This is a genomic window from Ralstonia mannitolilytica, from assembly GCF_905397375.1.
GTDB lineage: Bacteria > Pseudomonadota > Gammaproteobacteria > Burkholderiales > Burkholderiaceae > Ralstonia > Ralstonia mannitolilytica.
On record NZ_CAJPVG010000002.1, the window covers coordinates 182,383 to 205,223 of the forward strand.

20 protein-coding genes are annotated in these 22,841 nt (G+C 66.1%); 13 read left to right on the plus strand and 7 right to left on the minus strand.

Annotated features, from left to right (window positions below; genetic code table 11):
- The 3 genes from KHN96_RS06480 to KHN96_RS06490 form a co-directional block, all read right to left on the minus strand.
- A complete protein-coding gene (locus KHN96_RS06480; protein WP_233902540.1) occupies positions 1 to 423 on the minus strand; it encodes a tripartite tricarboxylate transporter TctB family protein in 423 nt (140 codons plus the stop codon).
- A 277-nt stretch (positions 424 to 700) separates the two neighbouring features.
- A complete protein-coding gene (locus KHN96_RS06485; RefSeq protein WP_045786309.1) occupies positions 701 to 1,153 on the minus strand; it encodes a DUF2214 family protein in 453 nt (150 codons plus the stop codon).
- Between the two features lie 43 nt (positions 1,154 to 1,196).
- A complete protein-coding gene (locus tag KHN96_RS06490; protein WP_045786310.1) occupies positions 1,197 to 2,417 on the minus strand; it encodes a CaiB/BaiF CoA transferase family protein in 1,221 nt (406 codons plus the stop codon).
- A 183-nt stretch (positions 2,418 to 2,600) separates the two neighbouring features.
- Here KHN96_RS06490 and alaS point away from each other — a divergent pair, with 183 nt between their 5' ends.
- The 4 genes from alaS to KHN96_RS06510 all read left to right on the plus strand — a co-directional run bounded on the left by alaS (position 2,601) and on the right by KHN96_RS06510 (position 10,021).
- Entirely contained in the window at positions 2,601 to 5,243 is a 2,643-nt protein-coding gene (gene alaS / locus KHN96_RS06495; protein WP_062739419.1) for an alanine--tRNA ligase, read from the plus strand.
- 284 nt (positions 5,244 to 5,527) lie between these two features.
- Positions 5,528 to 6,643 (plus strand): purine-nucleoside phosphorylase, encoded by a 1,116-nt coding sequence (locus KHN96_RS06500; protein WP_062739418.1) that lies wholly within the window; start codon positions 5,528 to 5,530, stop codon positions 6,641 to 6,643.
- A complete protein-coding gene (locus KHN96_RS06505) occupies positions 6,640 to 7,680 on the plus strand; it encodes a purine-nucleoside phosphorylase (RefSeq protein ID WP_062739417.1) in 1,041 nt (346 codons plus the stop codon). Before KHN96_RS06500 ends, KHN96_RS06505 begins: the two co-directional genes overlap by 4 nt.
- Before the next feature lie 235 nt (positions 7,681 to 7,915).
- Positions 7,916 to 10,021 (plus strand): TonB-dependent siderophore receptor, encoded by a 2,106-nt coding sequence (locus tag KHN96_RS06510; protein WP_062739416.1) that lies wholly within the window; start codon positions 7,916 to 7,918, stop codon positions 10,019 to 10,021.
- A 20-nt stretch (positions 10,022 to 10,041) separates the two neighbouring features.
- On the opposite strand, the gene KHN96_RS06515 is transcribed toward KHN96_RS06510, so the two are convergent.
- The 3 genes from KHN96_RS06515 to KHN96_RS06525 all read right to left on the minus strand — a co-directional run bounded on the left by KHN96_RS06515 (position 10,042) and on the right by KHN96_RS06525 (position 13,175).
- The gene (locus tag KHN96_RS06515; protein ID WP_062739415.1) at positions 10,042 to 10,791 is read right to left on the minus strand and encodes a slipin family protein; all 750 of its coding nucleotides are present in this window, start codon (positions 10,789 to 10,791) and stop codon (positions 10,042 to 10,044) included.
- 10 nt (positions 10,792 to 10,801) lie between these two features.
- Complete coding sequence (locus KHN96_RS06520) at positions 10,802 to 12,181, minus strand: NfeD family protein (RefSeq protein ID WP_062739414.1); 1,380 nt, start codon at positions 12,179 to 12,181, stop codon at positions 10,802 to 10,804.
- An 85-nt stretch (positions 12,182 to 12,266) separates the two neighbouring features.
- The gene (locus KHN96_RS06525) at positions 12,267 to 13,175 is read right to left on the minus strand and encodes a LysR family transcriptional regulator (protein WP_062739413.1); all 909 of its coding nucleotides are present in this window, start codon (positions 13,173 to 13,175) and stop codon (positions 12,267 to 12,269) included.
- Positions 13,176 to 13,277: 102 nt separating this feature from the next.
- Between KHN96_RS06525 and KHN96_RS06530 the strand changes: the two genes are divergently transcribed.
- The 6 genes from KHN96_RS06530 to KHN96_RS06555 all read left to right on the plus strand — a co-directional run bounded on the left by KHN96_RS06530 (position 13,278) and on the right by KHN96_RS06555 (position 17,529).
- Positions 13,278 to 14,492 (plus strand): YbfB/YjiJ family MFS transporter, encoded by a 1,215-nt coding sequence (locus KHN96_RS06530; protein ID WP_062739412.1) that lies wholly within the window; start codon positions 13,278 to 13,280, stop codon positions 14,490 to 14,492.
- 86 nt (positions 14,493 to 14,578) lie between these two features.
- The gene (locus tag KHN96_RS06535; RefSeq protein WP_045786319.1) at positions 14,579 to 15,364 is read left to right on the plus strand and encodes a class II aldolase/adducin family protein; all 786 of its coding nucleotides are present in this window, start codon (positions 14,579 to 14,581) and stop codon (positions 15,362 to 15,364) included.
- Between the two features lie 14 nt (positions 15,365 to 15,378).
- Positions 15,379 to 15,567, plus strand: coding sequence for a 4-oxalocrotonate tautomerase (locus KHN96_RS06540; RefSeq protein ID WP_045786320.1), 189 nt, complete (start codon positions 15,379 to 15,381; stop codon positions 15,565 to 15,567).
- Between the two features lie 33 nt (positions 15,568 to 15,600).
- A complete protein-coding gene (locus tag KHN96_RS06545) occupies positions 15,601 to 16,647 on the plus strand; it encodes a threonine aldolase family protein (RefSeq protein ID WP_115044411.1) in 1,047 nt (348 codons plus the stop codon).
- Between the two features lie 25 nt (positions 16,648 to 16,672).
- The gene (locus KHN96_RS06550) at positions 16,673 to 17,254 is read left to right on the plus strand and encodes an NUDIX hydrolase (protein ID WP_062739411.1); all 582 of its coding nucleotides are present in this window, start codon (positions 16,673 to 16,675) and stop codon (positions 17,252 to 17,254) included.
- A gap of 47 nt (positions 17,255 to 17,301) precedes the next feature.
- A complete protein-coding gene (locus tag KHN96_RS06555) occupies positions 17,302 to 17,529 on the plus strand; it encodes a sulfurtransferase TusA family protein (RefSeq protein ID WP_062739440.1) in 228 nt (75 codons plus the stop codon).
- A 130-nt stretch (positions 17,530 to 17,659) separates the two neighbouring features.
- On the opposite strand, the gene KHN96_RS06560 is transcribed toward KHN96_RS06555, so the two are convergent.
- Positions 17,660 to 18,292, minus strand: coding sequence for a LysE family translocator (locus tag KHN96_RS06560; RefSeq protein WP_062739410.1), 633 nt, complete (start codon positions 18,290 to 18,292; stop codon positions 17,660 to 17,662).
- Between the two features lie 331 nt (positions 18,293 to 18,623).
- Here KHN96_RS06560 and KHN96_RS06565 point away from each other — a divergent pair, with 331 nt between their 5' ends.
- From KHN96_RS06565 to KHN96_RS06575, 3 genes are all read left to right on the plus strand, one after another.
- Positions 18,624 to 21,080, plus strand: a complete 2,457-nt coding sequence (locus KHN96_RS06565) for an ATP-binding protein (protein WP_062739409.1) — start codon at positions 18,624 to 18,626, stop codon at positions 21,078 to 21,080.
- A gap of 357 nt (positions 21,081 to 21,437) precedes the next feature.
- On the plus strand, positions 21,438 to 21,992 hold the full coding sequence (locus tag KHN96_RS06570) for a fimbrial protein (RefSeq protein WP_238587597.1): 555 nt from the start codon (positions 21,438 to 21,440) through the stop codon (positions 21,990 to 21,992).
- A gap of 5 nt (positions 21,993 to 21,997) precedes the next feature.
- A complete protein-coding gene (locus KHN96_RS06575) occupies positions 21,998 to 22,834 on the plus strand; it encodes a fimbrial biogenesis chaperone (protein ID WP_233902534.1) in 837 nt (278 codons plus the stop codon).
- Positions 22,835 to 22,841: the final 7 nt, after the last annotated feature.

Genomic DNA, 22,841 nt, shown 5'->3' on the forward strand with positions numbered 1-22,841 from the left:
TCAATTGCCGATGAAGGCGGGCCACACCGGGAACTGCAGCTTGAGCCCGTACACGAATGCCGCCAGGCTCATCAGCACCATGACGATGGCCGTACCGACGGCGCCCTTCCAAGAGAATTCATGGCTTGCCATGCTCGAAACCAGCACCAGCACCACCAGCGAAAGCACCAGCCCAAGCGGCTGCAGCAGCAGCCCGAACAGGACCACCGAGCCAAGGATCCACAGCAGCGTCTTGATATCCCAGCGCGGGATGCGGTCGGCCACGCCCTTGCGCGACAGCGACTGCAGCAGCACCACAACGCCCAGCGCCACGAGCACGATGCCAAGCCAGAAGGGGAAATAGCCGGGTCCCATGCTGCTCGCGGTGCCCATGCGGTAGCTGCGCGCCAGGATGGCGAACGCCGCGCCAGCGACGATGAACATGATGCCCGATGCAAAGTCCTGGTGACTGCGGATCACCGGACGATCTTGTGGATCGTTCTGCAAGAGTGGTCTCCTCGTATGGGCGCGCTGCGCCTGGAGTGGCGGGCCGCCTTGTTGGCGACCAAGTTTGCACGCTAAGCAGACCGGCTTTCAAGCACCTTGCAGTAGGGGCAGCGGGCGCATCGACGCACTGGCGCGGTGCGCCCGCAAACGGTTCAGGGTTTGTCCCTAGCGTTGGATTGGGGGCCGTACAACGTTCGAGCTCAGCCCGCGCGATCTAGATGCCGATGCCGCGCGCCATCAGCACCGCCGCCAGCGGGATGAACACGATGAGGTGCGATTCGATCATGACCCAGCGGCGCGTCTTGGCAATCTCGGCCGGCGTGGGCACGAAATCGGGCAGCGTCTTGGCTTGCTTCTTCCAGCGCAGGATGGTCACGGTCGGCATGATGGACAGTAGCCCCACCAGGATGAACAGACCCACCTTGATGTGGAACACAGGGTTATGGACGTAGAACGCGTACCCCTTGGCGCCGTAGAACACGCGCAGCAGGCCGGTCACCAGCACGGCTACCGCAGCGGCACCGTACACCGCGTCATAGCGCGCGAGGCGATTGCGGATTTCCGGCGTCATGCCGGGCCGCAGCACCACCGCTTCGGCGGTGATGAAGACGATCAGCGTGAAGATCGAGATGTAATGCAGATAAGCCAGCAACGCATCGGACCACATGTTGACCTCGTGAGGGTGGGGAAACGGTTTGGCGATGAAGCAGCTAGATCACGCCGCGGTCTCGGAGCGACGCGATCTGCTCGGCGCTCAGATCGAGCACGTCGCGCAGCACGGCATCGGTGTGTTCGCCCAGCAGCGGCGGATGGCTTGCGGCCTTCGGCGGCGTCGCGCTCATCTTGACGGGGCTGCCGACCAGCTTGACGGTGCCGGCGCTCGGGTGGGGCAGATCGACACGCAGGCCGCGCGCCTGCACCTGTTCATTGTCGAAGACCTCGTCGAGGTTGTTGATCGGTCCGCACGGCACGCCGGCGGCTTCGAGCTTGCCGATCCACGCCGTCTTGCCGAAACGCTTGACCATCTCCGCCAGGATCGGCACCAGCGCGTCGCGGTTGGCGACGCGCTGCGGGTTGGTGGCAAAGCGCGGGTCATCCGCCAGTTCGGCCATGCCGCCGGCTTCCACGAAGCGGCGGAACTGGCCGTCGTTGCCAACCGCCACGATGATCCAGCCGTCGGCCGTCTGGAAGGTCTGGTAAGGCACGATGTTCGGATGTGCATTGCCCCAGCGCTTGGGCGCCTGCCCGCTCGCCAGGTAATTGGTGTTCATGTTGGCCAGCATGGCGACCTGCACGTCGAGCAGCGCCATGTCGATGTACTGGCCCTCGCCGGTGCGGTCCCGATGCGCGAGTGCGGCCAGCACGGCCACGGTGGCATACATCCCGGTCATCAGGTCGGAAATGGCGACGCCGGCCTTCTGCGGGCCGCCGCCGGGCAGGTCGTCGCGCTCGCCGGTCAGGCTCATGAAACCGCCCATGCCTTGCACGATGAAGTCGTAGCCGGCGCGCGCGGCGTAGGGGCCGGTCTGGCCGAAGCCGGTGATCGAGCAGTAGATGAGGTCCGGCTTGACGGCCTTGAGGGATTCGTAGTCCAGCCCGTATTTACGGAGCTGGCCGACCTTGTAGTTCTCCAGCACCACATCGGCGTGCGCCGCGAGCTTGCGGACGATGTCCTGCCCCTCCGGCGTGCTGATGTCGACGGTGATCGAGCGCTTGTTGCGGTTGGCAGCCAGGTAGTAGGCGGCTTCGGCGGTGTCGCGGCCGGCCTTGTCCTTGAGCCAGGGCGGGCCCCAGGTGCGGGTGTCGTCGCCGGCGCCGGGGCGCTCCACCTTGATGACGTCGGCGCCGAAATCGGCGAGGTTTTGCGCGCACCAGGGGCCGGCCAGCACGCGGGTCAGGTCAAGAACACGGAGATGGCTCAGAGCACCCATGGATTGACGAATCGACACAATTGGAACGCATGGACTGTACACCAGCCTTCCACGTCACCCCAGCCCCCTGCGACCAATGGACGTAAAAGTGGCGTGAACCCCGTATAATCAATGGTTTGCACTGATCCAACAGCGCTTCCGGGCCTCGCCCCGGGCGCAATGCTGACTCCGGCACCCCGCGACATGAAAGCCTCCGATATCCGCCAAAAATTCCTGACCTTCTTTGAGGGCAAGGGCCACACCGTGGTGCGTTCCTCGCCGCTGGTGCCGGGCAACGACCCGACGCTGCTGTTCACCAACTCCGGCATGGTGCAGTTCAAGGACGTCTTCCTCGGCACCGACAAGCGCCCGTACGTGCGCGCGGCCTCCGTGCAGCGCTGCCTGCGCGCCGGAGGCAAGCACAACGACCTGGAAAACGTCGGCTACACGGCGCGCCACCACACGTTCTTCGAAATGCTCGGGAACTGGTCGTTTGGCGACTACTTCAAGCGCGACGCACTCGTGTGGGCGTGGGAGCTGCTGACGCAGGAATACAAGCTGCCGGCCGAGAAGCTGTGGGCCACCGTCTACCAGACCGACGACGAGGCCTACGACATCTGGACCAAGGTCATCGGCCTGCCACCCGAGCGCGTCGTGCGCATCGGCGACAACAAGGGCGCGCCGTATGCCTCCGACAACTTCTGGCAGATGGCCGAAACCGGCCCGTGCGGTCCGTGCTCGGAAATCTTCTACGACCACGGCCCGGACGTGTGGGGCGGCCCCCCGGGAAGCCCGGAAGCCGACGGCGACCGCTACATCGAGATCTGGAACAACGTGTTCATGCAGTTCGATCGCCAGCTCGATCCGGCCACCGGCGAATACACGCTCACGCCGCTGCCCGCCCCGTGCGTGGATACCGGCATGGGCCTGGAGCGCCTGGCCGCCATCCTGCAGCACGTGCACAGCAACTACGAGATCGACCTGTTCCAGGCGCTCATCGCCGCTGCCGCACGTGAGACGAACACCAAGGACCTGGCCAACAACTCGCTGCGCGTGATTGCCGACCACATCCGCGCGTGCTCGTTCCTGATCGTCGACGGCGTGATCCCGGGCAACGAAGGCCGCGGCTACGTGCTGCGCCGGATCATCCGGCGCGCCATCCGCCACGGCTACAAGCTCGGCTGCCGCACGCCGTTCTTCCACAAGCTGGTGGACGACCTCGTGGCGCAAATGGGCGAGGCGTATCCGGAGCTGCGCGACGCGCGCGACCGCGTGGTCGAAGTGCTGCGCACTGAAGAAACGCGCTTCTTCGAAACCATCGAGCACGGCATGTCGATCCTCGACGCCGCGCTGGGCGAATTGAAGACGTCTGGCGGCAAGATGCTCGACGGCGAACTCGCCTTCAAGCTGCACGACACCTACGGTTTCCCGCTGGACCTCACGCAGGACGTCTGCCGCGAGAACGACGTCATCGTCGACGAAGCCGCCTTTGATGCCGCCATGAACCGCCAGCGCGAGCAGGCGCGTGCGGCCGGCAAGTTCAAGATGGCCGCCGGCACGCTCGACTACACCGGCGACAAGACCACGTTCCACGGCTACGAGCAGCTCGTGAGCGAGACAGCCCGCGTGACGGCGCTGTTCGTCGACGGCGCGTCGGTCGATGCCATGCAGCCGGGCCAGACCGGCGTGGTGGTGCTGGACCACACCCCGTTCTACGCCGAGTCGGGCGGCCAGGTTGGCGACCAGGGCACGCTCAAGGCTGCCACCGTCTGGTTTGACGTGGCCGACACGCAGAAGGTGCTGCCGGACGTGTTCGGCCACCACGGCACGCTGCGCACCGGCGTGCTGAAGGTTGGCGATGCGGTCGCGGCCGAAGTGGACGCCGTGCGCCGTGCGCGCACCATGCGCAACCACTCCGCGACCCACCTGATGCACAAGGCCCTGCGCGAAGTGCTGGGCCCGCACGTGCAGCAGAAGGGCTCGCTGGTCGATGCCGACAAGACGCGCTTCGACTTCTCGCACAACGCGCCGATGACGCCGCTGCAGATCCGCGAGGTGGAAGCGCGCGTCAATGCCGAGATCTTCGCCAACGCGCCCACCGCCGCCCAGATGATGGGCTTTGACGACGCGGTCAAGAGCGGCGCCATGGCGCTGTTCGGCGAGAAGTACGGCGACGAGGTGCGTGTGCTGTCGATCGGCTCGTCGAAGGAACTGTGCGGCGGCACCCACGTGGCGCGCACCGGCGACATCGGCCTGTTCAAGATCGTGAGCGAGTCGGGCGTGGCCGCCGGCATCCGCCGCGTGGAAGCCATCACCGGCGACAACGTGCTGCACTACCTGCAGACGCTGGACGACCGTGTCAACGAAGCTGCGGCTGCGCTGCGGGCCCAGCCGTCCGAGCTGACCTCGCGCATCGTGCAGGTGCAGGAGCAGGTCAAGTCGCTGGAGAAGGAACTCGAGCGGCTGAAGTCCAAGCTCGCCGCAAGCCAGGGCGATGAGCTCGTCAGCCAGGCCGTGGACGTGGCGGGCATCAAGGTGCTGGCCGCGAAGCTCGATGGCGCCGATGCCAAGACGCTGCGCGAGACCATGGACAAGCTCAAGGACAAGCTGCAGAGCGCGGCCATCGTGCTGGGCAGCGTGAGCGACGGCAAGGTCGCGCTGATCGCCGGTGTGACGGCCGACGCCACCGCCAAGGTCAAGGCCGGCGAGTTGGTCAACTTTGTCGCCCAGCAGGTCGGCGGCAAGGGCGGCGGCCGCCCCGACATGGCGCAGGCTGGTGGTACCGAGCCCGAGAAGCTGCCGCAGGCGCTGGCCGGCGTGGCTGCGTGGGTGCAGCAGAAAGTGTGATGTAACGCTTTCAACGTGATGCGCTGAACGGCGCGCGTTCCCGACCGACGGGGCGCGCGCCGTTTTGTTTTGGGGACGGATTCCGTGCGCCATGCACGGGTATGGCCGCTTGTCCGGGCCCGCAGGACAAGCCCACGTTTGGGGCAGGCTGGAGGGTGGCTGCGCCATCGCCTATACCGGGAAAGCGTGACCGGTCCGTTCGCCTGGCAGGCAACTTGCATCGGTCGCCGGCGCTGTTCCCCGCAGTGCACGTCGTATCCCCATCCCCAAATCCGAGGAGAACCATGAGCGCTCTATCTGACAAGGTCGACGCCCAGCCGCCGCAGCGACCGCAGCGATTAGTCGGGCGGCTTGGCAAACGATTGCTCAAGACCATCGCTGCCGGCGCGTTGGTGGCGGCCGGCATCGGCGCGTCGACGCAGCCCGTGGCGCAGCTCGCGCCCGAGTCGCACGCACGCAAGGTCAAGGTGCTGATCATCAGCATGTTCGCGCCCGAGGCGCAGCCGTGGATCGACAAGCTGGGCCTCACGCAGGAGGTGCCGGTGCCCGGTCTGTCGATCGATTACCCGAACGTGCATTGCAACGCCAACGACGTGTGCCAGCTCACCACCGGCATGGGCAAGGCGAATGCGGCGTCATCGGTGTCGGCGCTGATCTACAGCGGCAAGTTCGACTTGCAGCGCACGTATTTCCTGGTGGCGGGCATTGCCGGCATCGACCCGTCGCAGGGCACATTGGGATCGGCCGCATGGGCGCGCTTCCTCGTCGACAGCGATCTCGCCTGGGAGATCGACGCGCGTGAGATTCCCGGCAACTGGCCGAATGGCTTCATCGGCATCAACACGCAGGGCCCGGGGCAGAAGCCACCGCTGGACTACAAGACCGAGGTCTTTCGCGTCAACGAGGCGCTGCTGCAGAAGGCGCTGGCGCTCTCGCGGGGCGTGGTGCTGGACGACAACGCAACGGCGCGTGCGTACCGGGCCAACTACCCGAGCGCACCGGCCAACCAGCCGCCTTCGGTCGTGCAATGCGACACCGCTGCCGGCAATACGTACTGGCACGGCGCCAGGCTCGGCGAGCGCGAGGCCGCCTGGGTCAAGCTGCTGACGGACGGGCAGGGCACGTACTGCACCACGCAGCAGGAAGACAACGCCACGTTTGAAGCGCTCACGCGCGGCGCGAAGGCGGGCCTGCTCGACCTGCAGCGCGTGGCCGTGCTGCGCACCGCATCGAACTTCGATCGGCCATATCCGGGGCAGACGCCGTACGACTCGCTGGTCAACAGCAACTCGGGCGGGTTTGTGCCGTCGCTCAACAACCTGTACCTGGCGGGCGGCCCGCTGGTCAATGAGATCGTCACGCGCTGGAGCGTGTGGAAACACGGAGTGCCCTCGCCATGATCGATTCCCCACGCAAAACGCCAATGCGATCCCTTGCCACGTTGCTCGCCGCAGGCGCGGCAGCACTGACCTTGAACAGCTGTGCGTACGACGGCGTGAAGGTCATCGTCATCAACATGTTCGAGGGAGAAGCGCAACCCTTCATCGACCGTTATGACCTGAAGGAGAAGGTCTACATCTCCGGCCTGTCGCCCGACGCGCCGAACATGCTGTGCAACTACGACGGCATCTGCCAGATCACCACGGGGATGGGCTACGCCAATGCGGCGGCGACGCTCTCGGCGCTGCTCTATCGCAGCAAACTGGACCTGACGCACACGTACTTCGTGATTGCCGGCATTGCCGGCATCGATCCTGCCCAGGGCACGGTCGGGTCTGTGGCGTGGGCGCGCTATGCGGTGGACTACGGCCTCTCGCATGAGATCGATGCGCGCGAGATGCCGGCCGCCTGGCCGTATGGCTACTTCGGCATCGGCACCAAGGGCCCCGGTCAGAAGCCGCCGATGGACTACCGCACCGAGGTGTTCCAGCTCAACGAGACGCTGCTGCAGAAGGCGTACACGCTGTCGAAATCGGCCACGCTGGAAGACAGCCCCGAGGCCATCGCCTTCCGCAAGAACTACGCGTATGCCCCGGCCAACCAGCCGCCCGGCGTCATCCAGTGCGATGTGGCTTCCGCCGATACCTGGTGGGCCGGCCGCAACCTGGGCCAACGCGCGCGTGACTGGGTGAAGACCATGACCGACAACAAGGGCACTTACTGCACCACCGCACAGGAAGACAACGCCACGCTCGAAGTCCTTACACGTGGCGCCCGTGCCGGCAAGATCGACTTCAGCCGCGTGGCGCTGCTGCGTGCGGGCTCGGACTTTGACCGTCCGTACGACGGCCAGAGCGCCTCCGACGGCTTGATCAACTACGCGCAGCAGGGCGGCTTCGTGCCGGCCACGCACAACCTCGTCAACGCGGCCAAGCCGTTGCTCGACGATATCGTGCAGCGCTGGCCGCAGTGGAAGCAGGGGGTGCCTTCGAATTGATGGTTGCTTACACGGGATTTCAAAACGTATAATGATAATCATTCTCAATTGATGGGCGGCAGCGGGCATCTGGCCTGATCGCTGGCCATCGCTGTTGCCGGGCGAGCCAGCGGGTGCTGACCTGCCAGCCGACGGACGACGCGCCGCACTTGCTGTTGCGGCGCGTTTTTTTGTCCTCCGCCGCCGTTCCCGGGGCGTCCGGTTCCGTCAATCCTGCTCGAATCCTGTGTCCGCGATGCCCCGTCGTCTCACGGCCCGCGCGTTGTCCTGCGCGCTCGCCGCCATGCCTCTTGCCGCGTCCACGTTGGCCCACGCCGACGAAACCCACCCTGCCACCCAGGCAAAGATCGACCTGGACGAAACCACAGTGACCGCGCGCAGCCAGCGCGGCTTTGCAGCCAGCACGGCAGAGGTGGGTGCATTCCGCGGCATGGCATTGCGTGACATCCCGGCCACCGTCAACGTCGTCACGCGGGAGGCGCTCGACGCGCAGCAAGACACGTCGCTGTACGACGCGCTGCGCAATACGGCAGGCGTCACGCGCCAGCAGCTTTCCGGCGAGACGTTCGACAACCTCGCCATCCGGGGCGTGACGATGGAGAACCGCACCAACTTCCGCTTCAACGGTTCCATGCCGATTCCCGCGCTGACCGCCATCCCGCTCGAGGACAAGGAGCGCGTGGAGGTGCTCAAGGGTGTGTCGGCGCTGTATTACGGCTACACCACGCCGGGCGGCGTCGTGAACCTGGTGACCAAGCGCGCGGGCAACACGCCCGTCACCACGCTGGGCGTGCAGCTCGACAGCAACGGCACGGCCATCGGCACCGTCGACGTGGGCCGCCGCTTTGGTGAAGACAACCAATACGGCATCCGCTTCAACGCCGCAGGTGGTTCGCTGCAATCGCCCACCAGCGGCATCGACGGGACGCGGCAGCTGGCGGCCATGGCGTTCGACTGGAAGGTCAACAGCCGCCTGAGCCTGAAGGCCGACCTCGAATATTCGCGCAAGGCCATCACCGAGCAATCCGTGGTGACGCTGCCCGCAGCACGCAATGGCGTCATCACGCTACCGGCCATGCCGGACCCGACCAGGCGCATCGCTCCGGGTTGGGCCGACTTTGACGGCAACAACACCAACGCGCTGCTGCGGGCCGACTACGCACTCAGCGATGCGTGGCTGCTGACGGTGGAGGGCGGCATGTCGGAGACGGCGCGCTCGCGGGCGTTTTCGGAGTTCCGCCTGAGCAATCCGGCGACGGGCGCGGGCACGGTGAGCGGACAACGTCAGAACGGCCGCTGGAACACGAGCCATGTGCGTGCCGACATCAACGGCACCGAGAAGACGGGCTGGATCACGCACGACCTGACCTTCGGCGTGGTGCGATCGGACATGCGGCAGGCGGCGGTGTACTCCGACCGGTTCTCCGGTGCGCAGAACCTGTACAACCCGATCGACCTCGGCTGGCTGCCGACCACCGGCACCGGCTTCACGGCCGAACAGCGTGCCGTCGACACGGGCATCTACGCGATGGACCGCATGACGCTTTCGCAGCACTGGCAGGTGATCGCCGGCCTGCGGTACACGCGCTACACCAGCGAGCAGGTGCCAAACCGCTACGAGGCCAGCAAGACCACGCCGCTGGGCGCGATCATCTACAGGTTCACGCCCACGCTGTCGGCCTATGCGTCGTACGCGCAAGGTCTGGAGGCGGGCCAGCGCGCGCCCAACACGGCCGTCAACGCCAACGTGGCCATGCCGCCGGCCTTGAGCGAACAGAAGGAAGTTGGCGTGCGCTACGAAACGCCAACCGGCACGCAGCTTGCGGCCGCCGTGTATGACATCGATCGCGCCGCCGCGTACACGAACGATGCCAACGTCTTCGTACAGGACGGCCGCGAGCGCATCCGCGGCGTCGAACTGACCGCGCAGGGCCGCGTGACGAACGACCTCTCGCTGCTGGCGTCCGCCGGCTGGACCGACGCCACGTTCCGCGGCGTCGGCAACGGCCTCGACGGCAAGACGCCCGAGAACACGCCGCGCAGCACCGCCAGCCTGTTCGCCGAGTACACGCTGCCGATGCTGCGCTCGGCGTCGCTCAACGCCGGCGCGTACTACCTCGGGCCACGTCCCGTGAACGACGCCAACCAGGCCGAGCTTGGCGGCACCACGCTCTTTTCGGCCGGCGTGCGATACGTCACGCGCATTTCGGGCAAGCGCACCACGCTGCAATTCAACGTCGACAACCTCACCGGCAAGCGCTACTGGGCAGGCGTCGGCAACAACCGCCTCTCGATGGGCGCGCCGCGGGTGTTCAAGCTAGGCATGAAGATCGACCTGTGAGGGAGAGATTTCTCCAAGCCCTACCCCCTCCTCACCGCCCCCAACACATCCATCGGCAACGGAAACACAATCGTCGACGTCTTGTCCCCGGCAATCTGCGTCAACGTCTGCAGATACCGCAGCTGGATCGCCTCAGGCTGCTGCGCCAGCATCCGCGCCGCCTCCAGCAATTTCTCGGACGCCTGCAGCTCGCCTTCCGCGTGAATGACCTTCGCGCGCCGTTCACGCTCCGCCTCGGCCTGCCGTGCAATCGCCCGGATCATCGATTCATTCAGATCCACATGCTTGATCTCGACGTTGGCAATCTTGATGCCCCACGGATCGGTCTGGATATCGAGCACCTTCTGGATGTCAAGGTTGAGCTTCTCGCGCTCTGCGAGCATCTCGTCCAGCTCGTGCTTGCCGAGAATCGCCCGCAGCGTGGTCTGCGCAAGCTGGCTCGTGGCCTCCAGGAAGTTCGCCACCTGGATGATCGCGCGCTCGGGGTCGACCACGCGGAAGTACACCACCGCGTTGACCTTGACCGACACGTTGTCGTGCGAGATCACATCCTGCGGCGGCACGTCCATCACCACGGTGCGCAAGTCCACGCGCACCATCTGCTGCACCGCCGGGATGATCAGCACCAGCCCCGGCCCCTTCACGCGCCAGAACCGGCCGAGCATGAACACCACGCCGCGCTCGTATTCGCGCAGCACCCGGAACGACGAGATCACCAGCAGCACGACCAGAAAGATCAGGCCGCCCGCGCTGAAGAATCCGTAGATCATGTTCGTCTCCTTAGGATGACGCCGGCACCACGTCGAGGGTCAGGCCGTGCCGCGCCGTCACGCGGATGCGGTCGCCGCGCGCCACGGGCCCATCGCAATGCACGCGCCAGCGTTCGCCGCGCACCTGTGCCCAGCCGGCGGCGGGGTCGTCGGGGTCGGTCGGGTCCAGTTCCAGCAATTCGCCGGTCATGCCGATGAGCGTGTCGCCACCAGCCACGCTCGGCTGCCGCCGCGCGCGCATCGCCATGCTGGAGAGCAACAGGATCACCGCCAGGCTCACCAGCGCCGTCGACACGATCAACGGCAGCGGCACGCCAAAGCCGGGCGTCTGCGTGTCGATCAACATGACGGCGCCGAGCACGAACGCAACGATGCCGCCCACGCCGAGCGCGCCGAACGTCGGCAGGAACGCCTCGGCCACCATGCAGCCGAGCCCGAGCGCAATCAGCGCCAGTCCCGCATAGCTGATCGGCAGCATCTGCAAGCCGTACAGCGCCACCACGATGCACACCGCGCCGAGAATGCCCGGCACCACCATGCCCGGCGTCGAGAATTCAAAGATCAGCGCGTACACGCCCACCGTCAGCAGCAACAGCGCGAGGCTCGGGTCGGTGATGACGCCGAGAAACCGGTTGCGCCAGTCGGGCTCCAGCGTGACGGTCTGCGCGCCGGCGGTATGCAGGGTCACGAGGCCCGCCGATGTGTGCAGCGCGCGGCCGTCCACCTGCCTGAGCAGGTCGGGTATGTCGCTGCCGATGAGGTCGATGACGTGCTGGCTGGCCGCTTCGGGCGCGTCCAGGCTCACGGCTTCGCGCACGGCACGTTCCGCCCAGTCGGCGTTGCGGCCGCGCAGCTGTGCCAGGCCGCGGATGTACGCGGCGGCATCGTGCATCTGCTTGCGGGCGAGGGTGTCTTCGTTGCTCGCAGCGGCAGACGGCGCGCTGGACGGCTTCGCGGCATCGCCGGGGCTGGGCGCATGTCCGCCGATGCCGATGGCCACTGGCGATGCGGCCCCAAGGTTGGTGGCAGGCGCCATCGCCGCGACATGGCAGGCATAGAGGATGTATGTGCCCGCACTCGCCGCGCGCGCCCCACCGGGCGCCACATAGCCCGCCACCGGCACCGGCGAGGCGAGGATCGCCTGGATGATCTGCCGCATCGATGCATCGAGCCCGCCCGGCGTATCCATTTGCAGTACCACGAGTTGCGCGCCTTGTGTACGCGCCTGCTGCAGGCCGTGAATGACGTACGCCGCGCTGGCCGGGCCGATGGCGCCGGTCAGCGGCAGCACCATCACCGGCGCGGCCGCCGTGGCAAGGCCGCTCCAGGCGGCAGCGGCCATTACGGCCAGCCGGGCCGTCCACTGCCGAATCCGCATTGACGGTCGCATGGCGCCTCCGTCGTGATTGCCGCGCTCGACTGCGCTGGACCGGCGGCACGGTCGGTGTGGGACTCAGCGCATCGTCCAGTTCAGTTTAGGCAGCGATGGCCTGCGTGGCGGGCTCGACGGCCGCGGCGTGCGGCTCGCGCAGCACCTGCACGAGCGCCTGCAGGGCGGGCCCGGCCATGTCGCGGTGCCAGGCAAGCACGGTGTCGACGCGGCCCGGTTTGCGCAGCGCGTGCACGCTGATCTCCGGCGCGTTCGTGTACAGCTCCAGCACCGAGCGCGGCACAAGCGCCACGCCGATCCCCGCTGCCGCGCACGCGATGATGGCGTGGTACGAGCCGAGTTCGAGCACGCGTGCGGGCACCACGCCGTCTGCTGCAAACCAGTCTTCGATCAATTGCCGATACGCGCAGCCGGGCTCGAAGGCGAGCAGGGCAGGGGTTTGTACGTCGGTGGCGCGGCGGATGGGCGGATGCGCGCGATGCGCGATCAGCACGAGCTCTTCGGCAAAGGCGGGCAGCGTGGTCACTGCGGCGCGCGTGTTCGCCATGCATGCGGTTTCCGCCACGAATGCGCAGTCCACCTCGAAGTTGGAGAGCGCCTGGAGGGACTGGCGCGTCGTCATCGTCACCAGCTCCAGCTGCACGCGCGGCCAGCGCTGGTGCAACGTGGCCAACAATGCGGGCAGGCGGCTGGCTGCGGTGCTTTCCATTGAGGCGATGCGCAGGCGGCCGTGCGGTTCGCGCGGCTGCACGGCCTGTCGTGCCTCGGCGGCCAGCCGCAGGATGTCGTCGGCGTAGGTCAGCAGCGTCTGGCCGGCGGGCGTGAGCACCATGCGCTTGCCCTCGCGCACGAACAGTTGCACCCCGAGCGACGTCTCCAGCTGGCGGATGCGCGTGGTTACGTTCGACTGCACGCGGTTCAGATGCTGCGCCGCCCGCGTCACACCGCCTTCGCGTACCACCGTGCGAAAAATCTCAAGCGAGGCCAGGTCCATGATGTATCTCAAATTCTAATGGGTTTGTTCAATATAATTCATTTTTCAGGATGGACTGGCTTGCGTACGATCACGTGCCGATTTCCTCATCCGGGCGTCCCCATGGAGCACACGCTGCCGTCCTCATCTGCCTTGTCCGCCGCGCACGATGCGCGGGTGTCTGCCTGGCGTGTCGCCATTGCGGGCATGGTGGCACTGTCCGTTGCCATGGGCATCGGCCGGTTCGCCTTCACGCCGATCCTGCCGATGCTGCTGCACGACGGCAGCGTCACGCTGGCGCAGGGCAGCTGGCTTGCCACGGGCAATTATCTCGGCTATTTCATCGGCGCGTTGGCCTGCATGGCGGTGCGCGGCGATGCGGCACGGCTGATCCGCATCGGGCTGATGGCAACGATTCTGCTGACGGCGGGGATGGGCGTGCTGCGAGGCCAGCCGGCGTGGTTCATGCTGCGCTTTGCAGCCGGCATGGCGAGCGCGCTGGTGTTCGTGTTCACCGCAGGCTGGTGCCTGCATCGGCTGACCGAACTGGGCCATGCGGCATTGGGCGGCATCATCTTCTGTGGGCCGGGGCTGGGCATTGCCATCCCGGGCCTGATGGCCAGCGGCATGGTCGCGCTGGGCTGGCACGCCACCTGGGCCTGGATGGCGTTCGGCGTGCTGTCGGCGCTGCTGTCGGCGGCGGTGTGGCCGACCATCCGGCCACAAGCACGTGCGGCGGCTGCCCCCCCATCGGCACCGTCGGACGCGTCGCCGGGGCTCGACGCGCCCACCGCGGCCGTCACGCTCGCCTACGGCCTGGCCGGTTTCGGCTACATCATCACCGCCACCTTCCTGCCGGTGATCGCGCGCAAGGTGCTGCCGGCCGGGTCGGTGTGGCCCGACCTGTTCTGGCCGATGTTCGGCGCCGGCGTGGCGCTCGGCGCGTTCCTTTCCACGCGGATCAGCCTGGCGCGCGACAACCGCTCGCTGCTCGCTAGCGCCTATGCCATGCAGGCGGTGGCCGTGACCATCAGCATCGTCTGGCCGACGGTGGCGGGGCTCGCACTGTCCAGCACGCTGCTCGGCCTGCCGTTCACGGCGATCACGCTGTTTGCCATGCGCGAGGCGCGCCGCCTGTGGCCGCACGCGGCGCCCCGGCTGATGGGGCTGATGACGGCGGCTTACGGCATCGGCCAGATCGTCGGGCCGCCGCTGGCAAATCGCCTGTTTGCGGCCACCGGCGGGTTCCATACGTCGCTGGCCGTGGCGGCGGTCTCGCTGCTGGTGGGTGGGGCAACGTTCCTCGCCGTCAAGCGCGTCTCGCCCATACGTGGATGATCGGCAGCCTGTAGCGCAAGTTGCGACACGCATGGTGCTCGTTCGGCGCACACGTTCTAGAATGGCCCCTCCATCGGAGGAGCCCCATGTCTTTTGCCCTGCGCCCCGGCGCTGTCGTGCCCGGGGGCGAGATCAGCGAGGCCGAGCGCGCCGTGCGTGTCGATCTTGCCGCCGCTTATCGACTGGCCGCGCTCAACGGCTGGGACGACCTGATCTATACCCACCTGTCGGCCACCGTGCCGGGTGAGCCGGACCACTTCCTCATCAACGCGTTCGGCCTGGCGTTTGATGAAATCACCGCGTCCAACCTCGTCAAGATCAGCCGTGCGGGCCAGCTCGTCGGCGATTGGCCCGATGCGGCCACGCGGCCATCCGTGAACGTGACGGGCTTTGCGCTGCATGCCGCCGTGCACGCCGCACGGCCCGATGCACACTGCGTGATCCATCTGCACAACACGGCGGGCATTGCCGTGTCGGCGCAGAAGCATGGGCTGCTGCCGCTGTCGCAGCACGCGCTGCGCTTCCACAGGCGCATCGCGTACCACGACTACGAAGGCCTGGCCTTTACGCCGGAAGAGGGCGCGCGGCTGACGGCCTCGCTCGGCACGCAGTTCGCCATGCTGCTGCGCAACCACGGCACACTTACCATCGGGCGCACAGTGGCCGAGGCGCACGTGCTGATGGCCACGCTCATCAAGGCGTGCGAGATCCAGATTCAGGCGCTCACGGCCGGCGAGGTGGTCTTCCCCGCACCGGAAGTCGCCGATCGCGCTGCCGGACAACTCGAAGATGGTGGCGCCATCGAAGGCGTGATGGAGTGGCCGGCGCTGCTGCGCAAACTGGATAAAATCGACGCTTCCTACCGAGACTGATGACCGGAGACCCCATGCCGACTTTCCATATCGAGATGTTTGAAGGCCGCACCGTTGAGCAGAAGAAAAAGCTCGTCGAGGAAGTGACGCGCGTGACGTGCGAAACGCTGGGCTGCGCACCAGCCGCAGTCGACATCATCATCAACGACGTCAAGCGAGAGAACTGGGCCACGGGCGGTGTGCTCTGGTCTGAACAGAAGTAACGAAGGAACGCGCCCCACCTCATGACGGCCGCCATGCAGCCCACCCAGCATTTCGCCTCCGACAACTACGCGGGGTTCTGCCCCGAATCGCTGAAGTACTTCCTGGAAGCCAACGGCAGCGGCCACGAGCCCGCGTATGGCGATGACTCCTGGACGCAGCGCGTGTGCGACCGCATTCGCGACCTGTTCGAGACCGACTGTGAAGTCTTCTTCGTCTTCAACGGCACGGCGGCGAACTCGCTGGCGCTGTCATCGCTGTGCCAGTCGTACCACTCCGTGATCTGCCACGAGCTGGCGCATATCGAAACCGATGAGTGCGGCGGCCCGGAATTCTTCTCCAACGGCTCCAAGCTGCTGACCGCCAAGGGCGAGAACGGCAAGCTCACGCCCGATGCGGTGGAAGCGCTGGTCACGCGCCGCTCCGATATCCACTACCCGAAGCCGAAGGTCGTTTCGCTCACGCAATCGACGGAAGTCGGCACCGTCTACACGGTGGAAGAGGTGCGTGCGATTGCCGCCATTGCCAAGCGCCGGCAGCTGCGCGTGCACATGGACGGCGCGCGCTTTGCGAATGCCGTGGCGTCGCTTGGCGTGCATCCGTCGGAGATTACCTGGCGCGCCGGCGTGGACGTGCTGTGTTTCGGCGGCACGAAGAACGGGCTGCCGGTGGGCGAAGCCGTCGTCTTCTTCGATCGGCGCCTCGCAGAAGACTTTGCGTATCGGGTCAAGCAGGCCGGGCAGCTGGCTTCGAAGATGCGCTTCATCTCCGCACCGTGGCTCGGCTTGCCGGAGAACGACGTCTGGCTGCGCAACGCGCGTCATGCCAACGCGATGGCGCAGTTGCTGCATGCACGCATCGCCAATGTGCCAGGGGTGCGCATCATGTTCCCCACCGAATCGAATGCCGTGTTTGCGGAGCTTCCCTTGCCCGCCATCGAAGCGCTGCGCGCACGCGGCTGGAAGTTCTACACGTTCATCGGTGCGGGCGGTTGCCGCCTGATGTGCTCGTGGGACGTGCGGCCCGAAACCGTCGAAGCCTTTGCCGCCGACATTCGCACAGCGTGCGAGCAAGCCGCCTGAATCGCCAGTTCAGCATCTCACCGCCATGAGCTTCGACTACCGCTTCTGCCCGCAATGCGCCACGCCGCTCGTCGAGCAGCATACGGCCGGCCGCCTGCGCCTTGCGTGCCCCGCGCCGGCCTGCGGTTTCGTCCACTGGAACAACCCGCTTCCGGTGCTGGCGGCGGTGGTCGAGTATCGCGGACAGATGTTCCTCGCGCGCAACGCGCAGTGGCCGGAGGGCATGTTCGCGCTCGTCACCGGGTTCATGGAGCATGGCGAAACGCCGGAACAGGGCATTGCGCGCGAGTTGAAGGAAGAGACGAACCTGGACGCGCAGTCAATCTCGCTGATCGGTGTGTACGAGTTCATCCGCAAGAACGAGCTGATCATCGCGTACCACGTGGTTGCCGATGGCGAGATCGCACTGTCGGAAGAGCTTGCCGAATACCGCCTGAAGCCGTTCGAGAAGGTGCGCCCGTGGACGGCCGGCACGGGCTATGCGGTGGCCGATTTCCTGACGGCGCGCGGCCTGCCCGTCAGCTACATCGACATCCGCACCGGCGAGCCCGCCGAGCCGCCGCCGCGCCGGTGGCAGCCGACGCGGCTCGCTACAATAGCCGAATGATTGACGTGGGTGGCACGATGCCGCCCACCCGCACCACAGAGGAAGCCATGGAGTTCCAGAAGGAAGTTGATGCACGCGGCCTGAACTGCCCGCTGCCCATCCTGCGCACGAAGAAGGCGCTTGCCGACATGCAGAGCGGCGAGGTGCTGAAGATTCTCGCTACCGATCCGGGGGCGACGCGTGATTTCCAGGCGTTTGCCAAGCAGACCGGCAACGAACTGCTCCAGCATAGCGAACACGACAAGGTCTTCACGTTTTACATGCGCCGCCGCTGAAGGCGTGTCCGCGAGCCTGGGGCGCTGACGCCGGCCGTGGAAGAGTTCTGAGCGCGGTACGCCAAACACAGTGGGGCGATCCGGCAAGCTGCCGGATCGCCCCGCAGTCGTTTACAGAATCCCCAGCGTGCTACTTGCGGGCTTCCATCGCCATGCGCAACGCCAGGCTCGTCAGCACCGAGCCCATCAGGTAACGCTGGATCGACAGCCAGCTCGGCTTGCGCGAGAGAAACGCGGCAATGCTGCCGGCCGTGGCGGCGATCATGGAATTGACCGTCACGCTCACGCAGATCTGGGTGATACCCAGGCACACCGACTGCACGAGCACGCTGCCGTGCGAGGGCTCGATGAACTGCGGCAGCAGCGACAGATACAGCACTGCCACCTTCGGGTTGAGCAGGCTCGTCAGCAACCCCATCGTGTACAGCTTGCGCGGGCTGTCCACGGGCAGGTCTCGCACCTGGAACGGCGCGCGGCCGCCGGGGCGCAGCGCCTGCCACGCCAGATACAACAGATAGATGGCGCCGCCAAAGCGCAGCGCATCGTACGCAAACGGCACGGCCATCAGCAGCGCCGTGATGCCGAACGCCGCGCACAGCATGTAGAACACGAAGCCCGTGGCGATGCCCGCCAGCGAGACCAGCCCCGCATTGCGCCCCTGGCAGATCGAACGCGAGATCAGGTAGATCATGTTCGGGCCGGGCGTGAGTACCATGCCGAGCGCGACCAGGGCAAAGGTAAGCAGGTTGGTGAGTGTGGGCATGGCGGGAATGGGCAAGTGGCAAATAGGAGCTTGCAGGCTAGCACCGGCCGTTGCCTGGCCGACAGGTACAGAACCACGTCAATTTTGTCGATTCTGTATCGGTCCGGCGCCGGACCGGCATGCAGTGCATGCCAGGACTGCAGCCGCGACGGCGATAGCATCGCGGGCTTTCTCTTCTCTTTCTCTGTGCCAACAAGACGCCCCTTCGCCGGCCACGCCCTCTGACCCTTTGATCAACTTTCCAGGCCGCCGGCACGGGACTGAATTAAGCTTGTGCACTGGCATGGTGGGCAACAGGGCGAACGCGACGCGCCGAGCAGGTGATTCCGATATGGCGACAGGGGACGATGTGAGCAAGGTGGCGGCGACGGTGCGCGCACTGATCGTGGGCGTGTGGCTGTGTTGGATGTCCGGCGGCAGCCACGCGGCTGCACCTTCCCCGTTCACGCCGGAAGAGCGCGCGTGGATCGCCGCGCATCCGGTGATACGCACCTGCGTCAACTCGGATTGGCGCCCATTCGAATTTGTCACCGGCGGGAAAGTGGCCGGTATCGTCCCATCGTTTCTCGACGAAGTCTCCAGCATCAGCGGCTTGCGGTTCGAATACGTGGATGGCGCCTGCCGGAGAGGAGCGCGCGAAGCGCTGACGTCCGGCGAGATCGACCTGGTGCCCGATTGGGGCAGAAGCGACGACCGGACGCATCACAGCTCCGGCTTTATTGCCAGCACGCCGTACTACGTCGGCACGATCGCGATCGTCACGGCTGAGAGCGAGAACCTGTTTGCAGACATTCGCCAGCTGAAGGGCAAGCGGCTGGCGATCAGGGGCGGCGGCGGCCTGGAATACGCGATTCGTCACAGCGGCGTTCCGGTGACGTTGCTGACGTTCCAGAATGAAGCCCAAGCGCTGCAGGCCGTTGCCGATGACGAGGCGGACGCAGCGCTGGGCACTGACGTGTCGATCCTTCCGCAGTTGCACCGCCAGTTCAAAGGCCGGCTGTTCCTCTCGGGCACCATTTGGTACCGGCCGTATGCGTTGACGATGGCAACGCGTCAGGACAACCCGGTACTGGCATCCATCGTCGAGAAATCGCTCACCGCCATTCCGGCACCCGAGGCTGACGCCATCCGCTACCGGTGGCTCGAAACCACGGACTACGGCGCCCCGTCGCTGGCATCGATCCTCCATTACCGCGGGCGGCAGGTTGCCCTCGTTGGCGTGGTGGTGCTCGCCTTTGCGGTGCTGGCGTACGTGCTGTGGCGTGCGCGCGCGGCGGCCGTGCGCAGTGAGCGCGACAAGGCGATGTTCCTCGCCTTCATCAGCCACGAGATACGCACGCCGATGCACACTATCCTGGCCTCGCTCGAGCTGCTGCAGCGATCGCACCTGACAGGTCAGCAGGCCAGCCGGGCCGATGCGGCGGTCTCGGCATCGGAAACCCTCCTGGCGCTGCTCGACGATGTTCTCGAATACTCGCGCCTCGAATCGCACAGCGTGACGCTCGCGCCCGAACCGACCCGGATCGGGCCGTGGGCGCAGCAGACCGTCGATATGGTGCGGTGGCGCTCGGATGAGAAGAACCTGGCGTTGTCCCTCGATGTGGCGTGCGCGCCAGATTTCAGCGTGGACATCGACCCGATGCGCGTTCGGCAGATCGTTCTGAACCTGTTGGTCAACGCGATCAAGTTCACGGCGGCCGGCAAGGTGGTTCTGCGCGTCGACCACCTGCCCGGCAGGCGGCGCGGTACGGGCACGCTGGTGCTCGAGGTGCGCGACACTGGCATGGGCATTCCTCCGGAACGTCAGCGGCATATCTTCGAGCCTTACGCGCGTGTGGAAAGCCCGGGCCATCGCGGTGCCAGCGGGAGTGGGCTGGGCTTGTCGATCTGCCGTGAACTGGTCGACCTGATGAAAGGCGTGATCACGGTCAGCAGCAGCCCGGAGATCGGCACGGTGTTCACCGTCATGTTGCCCACGCGCGAACCACATGCGCAGCCGGCACCGCAGTCAGGCGCCGACGAATCGCCCGCATCTGCGGCACAGGCGGTGTCACCGGTTCGGGTGCACAAGCCGCTGTCGCGGGATTCGAACGAGGGGCCGCTCGTCCTGGTCGTCGACGATCACGAGGCGGTGCAACACGCGATCCAGCATCAACTCAGCGCGCTCGCTTGCCGGTCGGCCATCGCGGGCACCGGCGAAGCGGCGCTCGAGCAGTTCGCCTCAGCAGCGTTTGACATGGTGCTGCTCGACTGCAACCTGCCGGGCATCGACGGCTACACCGTCGCGCAGCGCATGCGCGAGATCGAACGCCAGCGCGGCACCGAACGCACGCCGATCGTCGCCATCTCGGCCGCGGCCGACGATGCGCATCGCACGCGCTGCTTCGACAGCGGCATGGACGGCGTTCTCGGCAAGCCGTTGCGCCTGGCCGCGTTGCGCGAACTGATCGAACTCTGGTGCGGCCACGGCGACTCTGGCGCCAGCGCCGCGCCGGAAGCGCACGGCCTCGCGCGGACGGTGGACGTGCACGTGGTCTATCGACAGGCCATGAAAACCGATCTCGAGATGCTGAACGAGGGCATCGTGCATCGAAACATCGAGCAGGCACGTCGGGCGGCACATCGCATTTCCGGTGCGGCTGCCGTGGTGGACGATCTGCCGACGCACAATCTGGCAAGCGAGCTCGAGCGCCATCTCGCGTCCTCGTCCGGCGACATCACGGCCGACATCCAGGCGCTCGTCGCAGAACTCCAATCCTTGCACGGGGCCGGCACAGCCCCCGCGTGATCCCTCCTCTCGGGGCGCCCCTTGCCCTGACCCGGCCGTCCCGCATGGCGCCGTTCAGCGTGCCTGCGCCCGCGTGGAGCCTCGTACTCGTCCGGTGGCGACCTCCCGATGGGCCGGTCGATCTACCGCTCGTTTCCTCCCGAGAGAGCCTGCGCATGGCCGGGCGCAAGACGCGCAATCGATAAGGCTCGCCTGCTTTTCGGAGCAGTCCGATATGGCGCGCACGCCTCGCTTGAAATACTTGCGCCTGCCTTCTTCGATAGGCATTTGTTCTCGACCAAATCCCGCACGTTCGTGCCGCGGATTCAATCTAAGGGTAAGTCAATGAAAGCAAAACTGTTCCTGGCTGGCGTCGCCATGTCTGCTCTGTCCTCCGCTGCAATGGCGCAAACGACGCCCACATCGGTGGATGGCGTTATCAACTTCCAAGGCGCGATTCTGAGCGACACCTGTAAGGTGTCTTCGGTGACCGGCGATGCGGGCACCATCAACGTCGACATGGGCAAGGTCGCCGCCGACGACATCGGCACGGTTGCAGCACCGAAGCGTCTGACGAGTGGTGCCGGCTCCGCCAACTTTGACGTGGTCTGCAAGACCGGCGCCAAGGTCAGCATGAAGTTCGCAGGCAAGGCGGCCGACCTGAGCGCAGACAAGAAGACGCTGCGCGTGAACAACGGCAACACTGCCGCAGGTTTCGCCCAGGGCGTGGGCATTGCCGTGTACGAAGGTACCGGCGCGGGCGCAAACGCGTACGACCTGAGCAGCGGCGACCTGCTGGCACAGACGACGGTGCCGTCGACCGGTGGCGCAGTCAACGTGCGTTTCGCTGCAGCGTATGTGGCCGCAGACCCGACCAAGATCAAGCCGGGTATCGCCAACGCCAGCCTGCCCTTCACGCTCACCTACGAGTAAGCCTGGTGCCAGCCTTCACGGCTGGCTTCAATCGGCGGCGGTCAGCGGTTATTCCCCCGCCGCTGCCGCCCATCTGTTCAAAGGCCATCCCGGATATGAAAGCAAAACGATGCGCCGCTGGCGCGGCGTTGGCGTGCGCGTTGGCTGCGTCCGCGAGTCACGCCAGTATTTCCCTCAGCACCACGCGCCTGATCTTTGACGGCAACAACAAGGAAACGTCCGTCGTCGTCACGAACGATGGTGCCGATGCCTTGATCCAGGCCTGGCTGGATCCGCTTGAGGACAACGCGAATGGTCACCTGCCGTTTGCCATTACGCCGCCCCTGGCGAAGCTGGCAGCGAAGCAGCAGCAGCTTTTGCGCGTGCTGTACGAAGGTGTGGGTATGCCGACAGACCGCGAGTCGGCCTTCTGGCTGAACGTGCAGGAGGTTCCGCAGGCGGCTCCAAACGAGAACGTATTGCAACTGGCTGTCCGCCAGCGCATCAAGGTGTTCTACCGGCCGGCCGGTCTGACCGCAGACCCGCAGAAGGCTCCTTCAAGCCTGCAGTGGCAACTCAACCAGGATGGCGGCAAGGCGATGCTGAGGCTGAGCAACCCGAGTCTGTTCCACGTCACCGTGGTCGATGCAAAGGTGCACGCGGGCAATGCAGAAGCGCCGCTCATCGAGGCAAAGATGGTGGCGCCGCATTCCACGGTAGCGCTGCCGGTGCAGTTGCCGGGCAACGGCGCCGCCCAGCCCGAGCTTCGCTACGACGTCATCAATGACTACGGCGGCCGCCAAAGCTACCGCGTCACCTTGCGCGGCAGTCAGCCCAGCACGCCGGTCTCTACTGGTAACTGATCGGGCC

Bases quoted from the DNA above. Each gene is read 5' to 3' on its own strand.
- KHN96_RS06480 (WP_233902540.1), bottom strand. From the start codon at position 423: ATGTTCATCGTCGCTGGCGCGGCGTTCGCCATCCTGGCGCGCAGCTAC.
- KHN96_RS06485 (WP_045786309.1), bottom strand. From the start codon at position 1,153: ATGTGGTCCGATGCGTTGCTGGCTTATCTGCATTACATCTCGATCTTC.
- KHN96_RS06490 (WP_045786310.1), bottom strand. From the start codon at position 2,417: ATGGGTGCTCTGAGCCATCTCCGTGTTCTTGACCTGACCCGCGTGCTG.
- alaS (WP_062739419.1), top strand. From the start codon at position 2,601: ATGAAAGCCTCCGATATCCGCCAAAAATTCCTGACCTTCTTTGAGGGC.
- KHN96_RS06500 (WP_062739418.1), top strand. From the start codon at position 5,528: ATGAGCGCTCTATCTGACAAGGTCGACGCCCAGCCGCCGCAGCGACCG.
- KHN96_RS06505 (WP_062739417.1), top strand. From the start codon at position 6,640: ATGATCGATTCCCCACGCAAAACGCCAATGCGATCCCTTGCCACGTTG.
- KHN96_RS06510 (WP_062739416.1), top strand. From the start codon at position 7,916: ATGCCCCGTCGTCTCACGGCCCGCGCGTTGTCCTGCGCGCTCGCCGCC.
- KHN96_RS06515 (WP_062739415.1), bottom strand. From the start codon at position 10,791: ATGATCTACGGATTCTTCAGCGCGGGCGGCCTGATCTTTCTGGTCGTG.
- KHN96_RS06520 (WP_062739414.1), bottom strand. From the start codon at position 12,181: ATGCGACCGTCAATGCGGATTCGGCAGTGGACGGCCCGGCTGGCCGTA.
- KHN96_RS06525 (WP_062739413.1), bottom strand. From the start codon at position 13,175: ATGGACCTGGCCTCGCTTGAGATTTTTCGCACGGTGGTACGCGAAGGC.
- KHN96_RS06530 (WP_062739412.1), top strand. From the start codon at position 13,278: ATGGAGCACACGCTGCCGTCCTCATCTGCCTTGTCCGCCGCGCACGAT.
- KHN96_RS06535 (WP_045786319.1), top strand. From the start codon at position 14,579: ATGTCTTTTGCCCTGCGCCCCGGCGCTGTCGTGCCCGGGGGCGAGATC.
- KHN96_RS06540 (WP_045786320.1), top strand. From the start codon at position 15,379: ATGCCGACTTTCCATATCGAGATGTTTGAAGGCCGCACCGTTGAGCAG.
- KHN96_RS06545 (WP_115044411.1), top strand. From the start codon at position 15,601: ATGCAGCCCACCCAGCATTTCGCCTCCGACAACTACGCGGGGTTCTGC.
- KHN96_RS06550 (WP_062739411.1), top strand. From the start codon at position 16,673: ATGAGCTTCGACTACCGCTTCTGCCCGCAATGCGCCACGCCGCTCGTC.
- KHN96_RS06555 (WP_062739440.1), top strand. From the start codon at position 17,302: ATGGAGTTCCAGAAGGAAGTTGATGCACGCGGCCTGAACTGCCCGCTG.
- KHN96_RS06560 (WP_062739410.1), bottom strand. From the start codon at position 18,292: ATGCCCACACTCACCAACCTGCTTACCTTTGCCCTGGTCGCGCTCGGC.
- KHN96_RS06565 (WP_062739409.1), top strand. From the start codon at position 18,624: ATGGCGACAGGGGACGATGTGAGCAAGGTGGCGGCGACGGTGCGCGCA.
- KHN96_RS06570 (WP_238587597.1), top strand. From the start codon at position 21,438: ATGTCTGCTCTGTCCTCCGCTGCAATGGCGCAAACGACGCCCACATCG.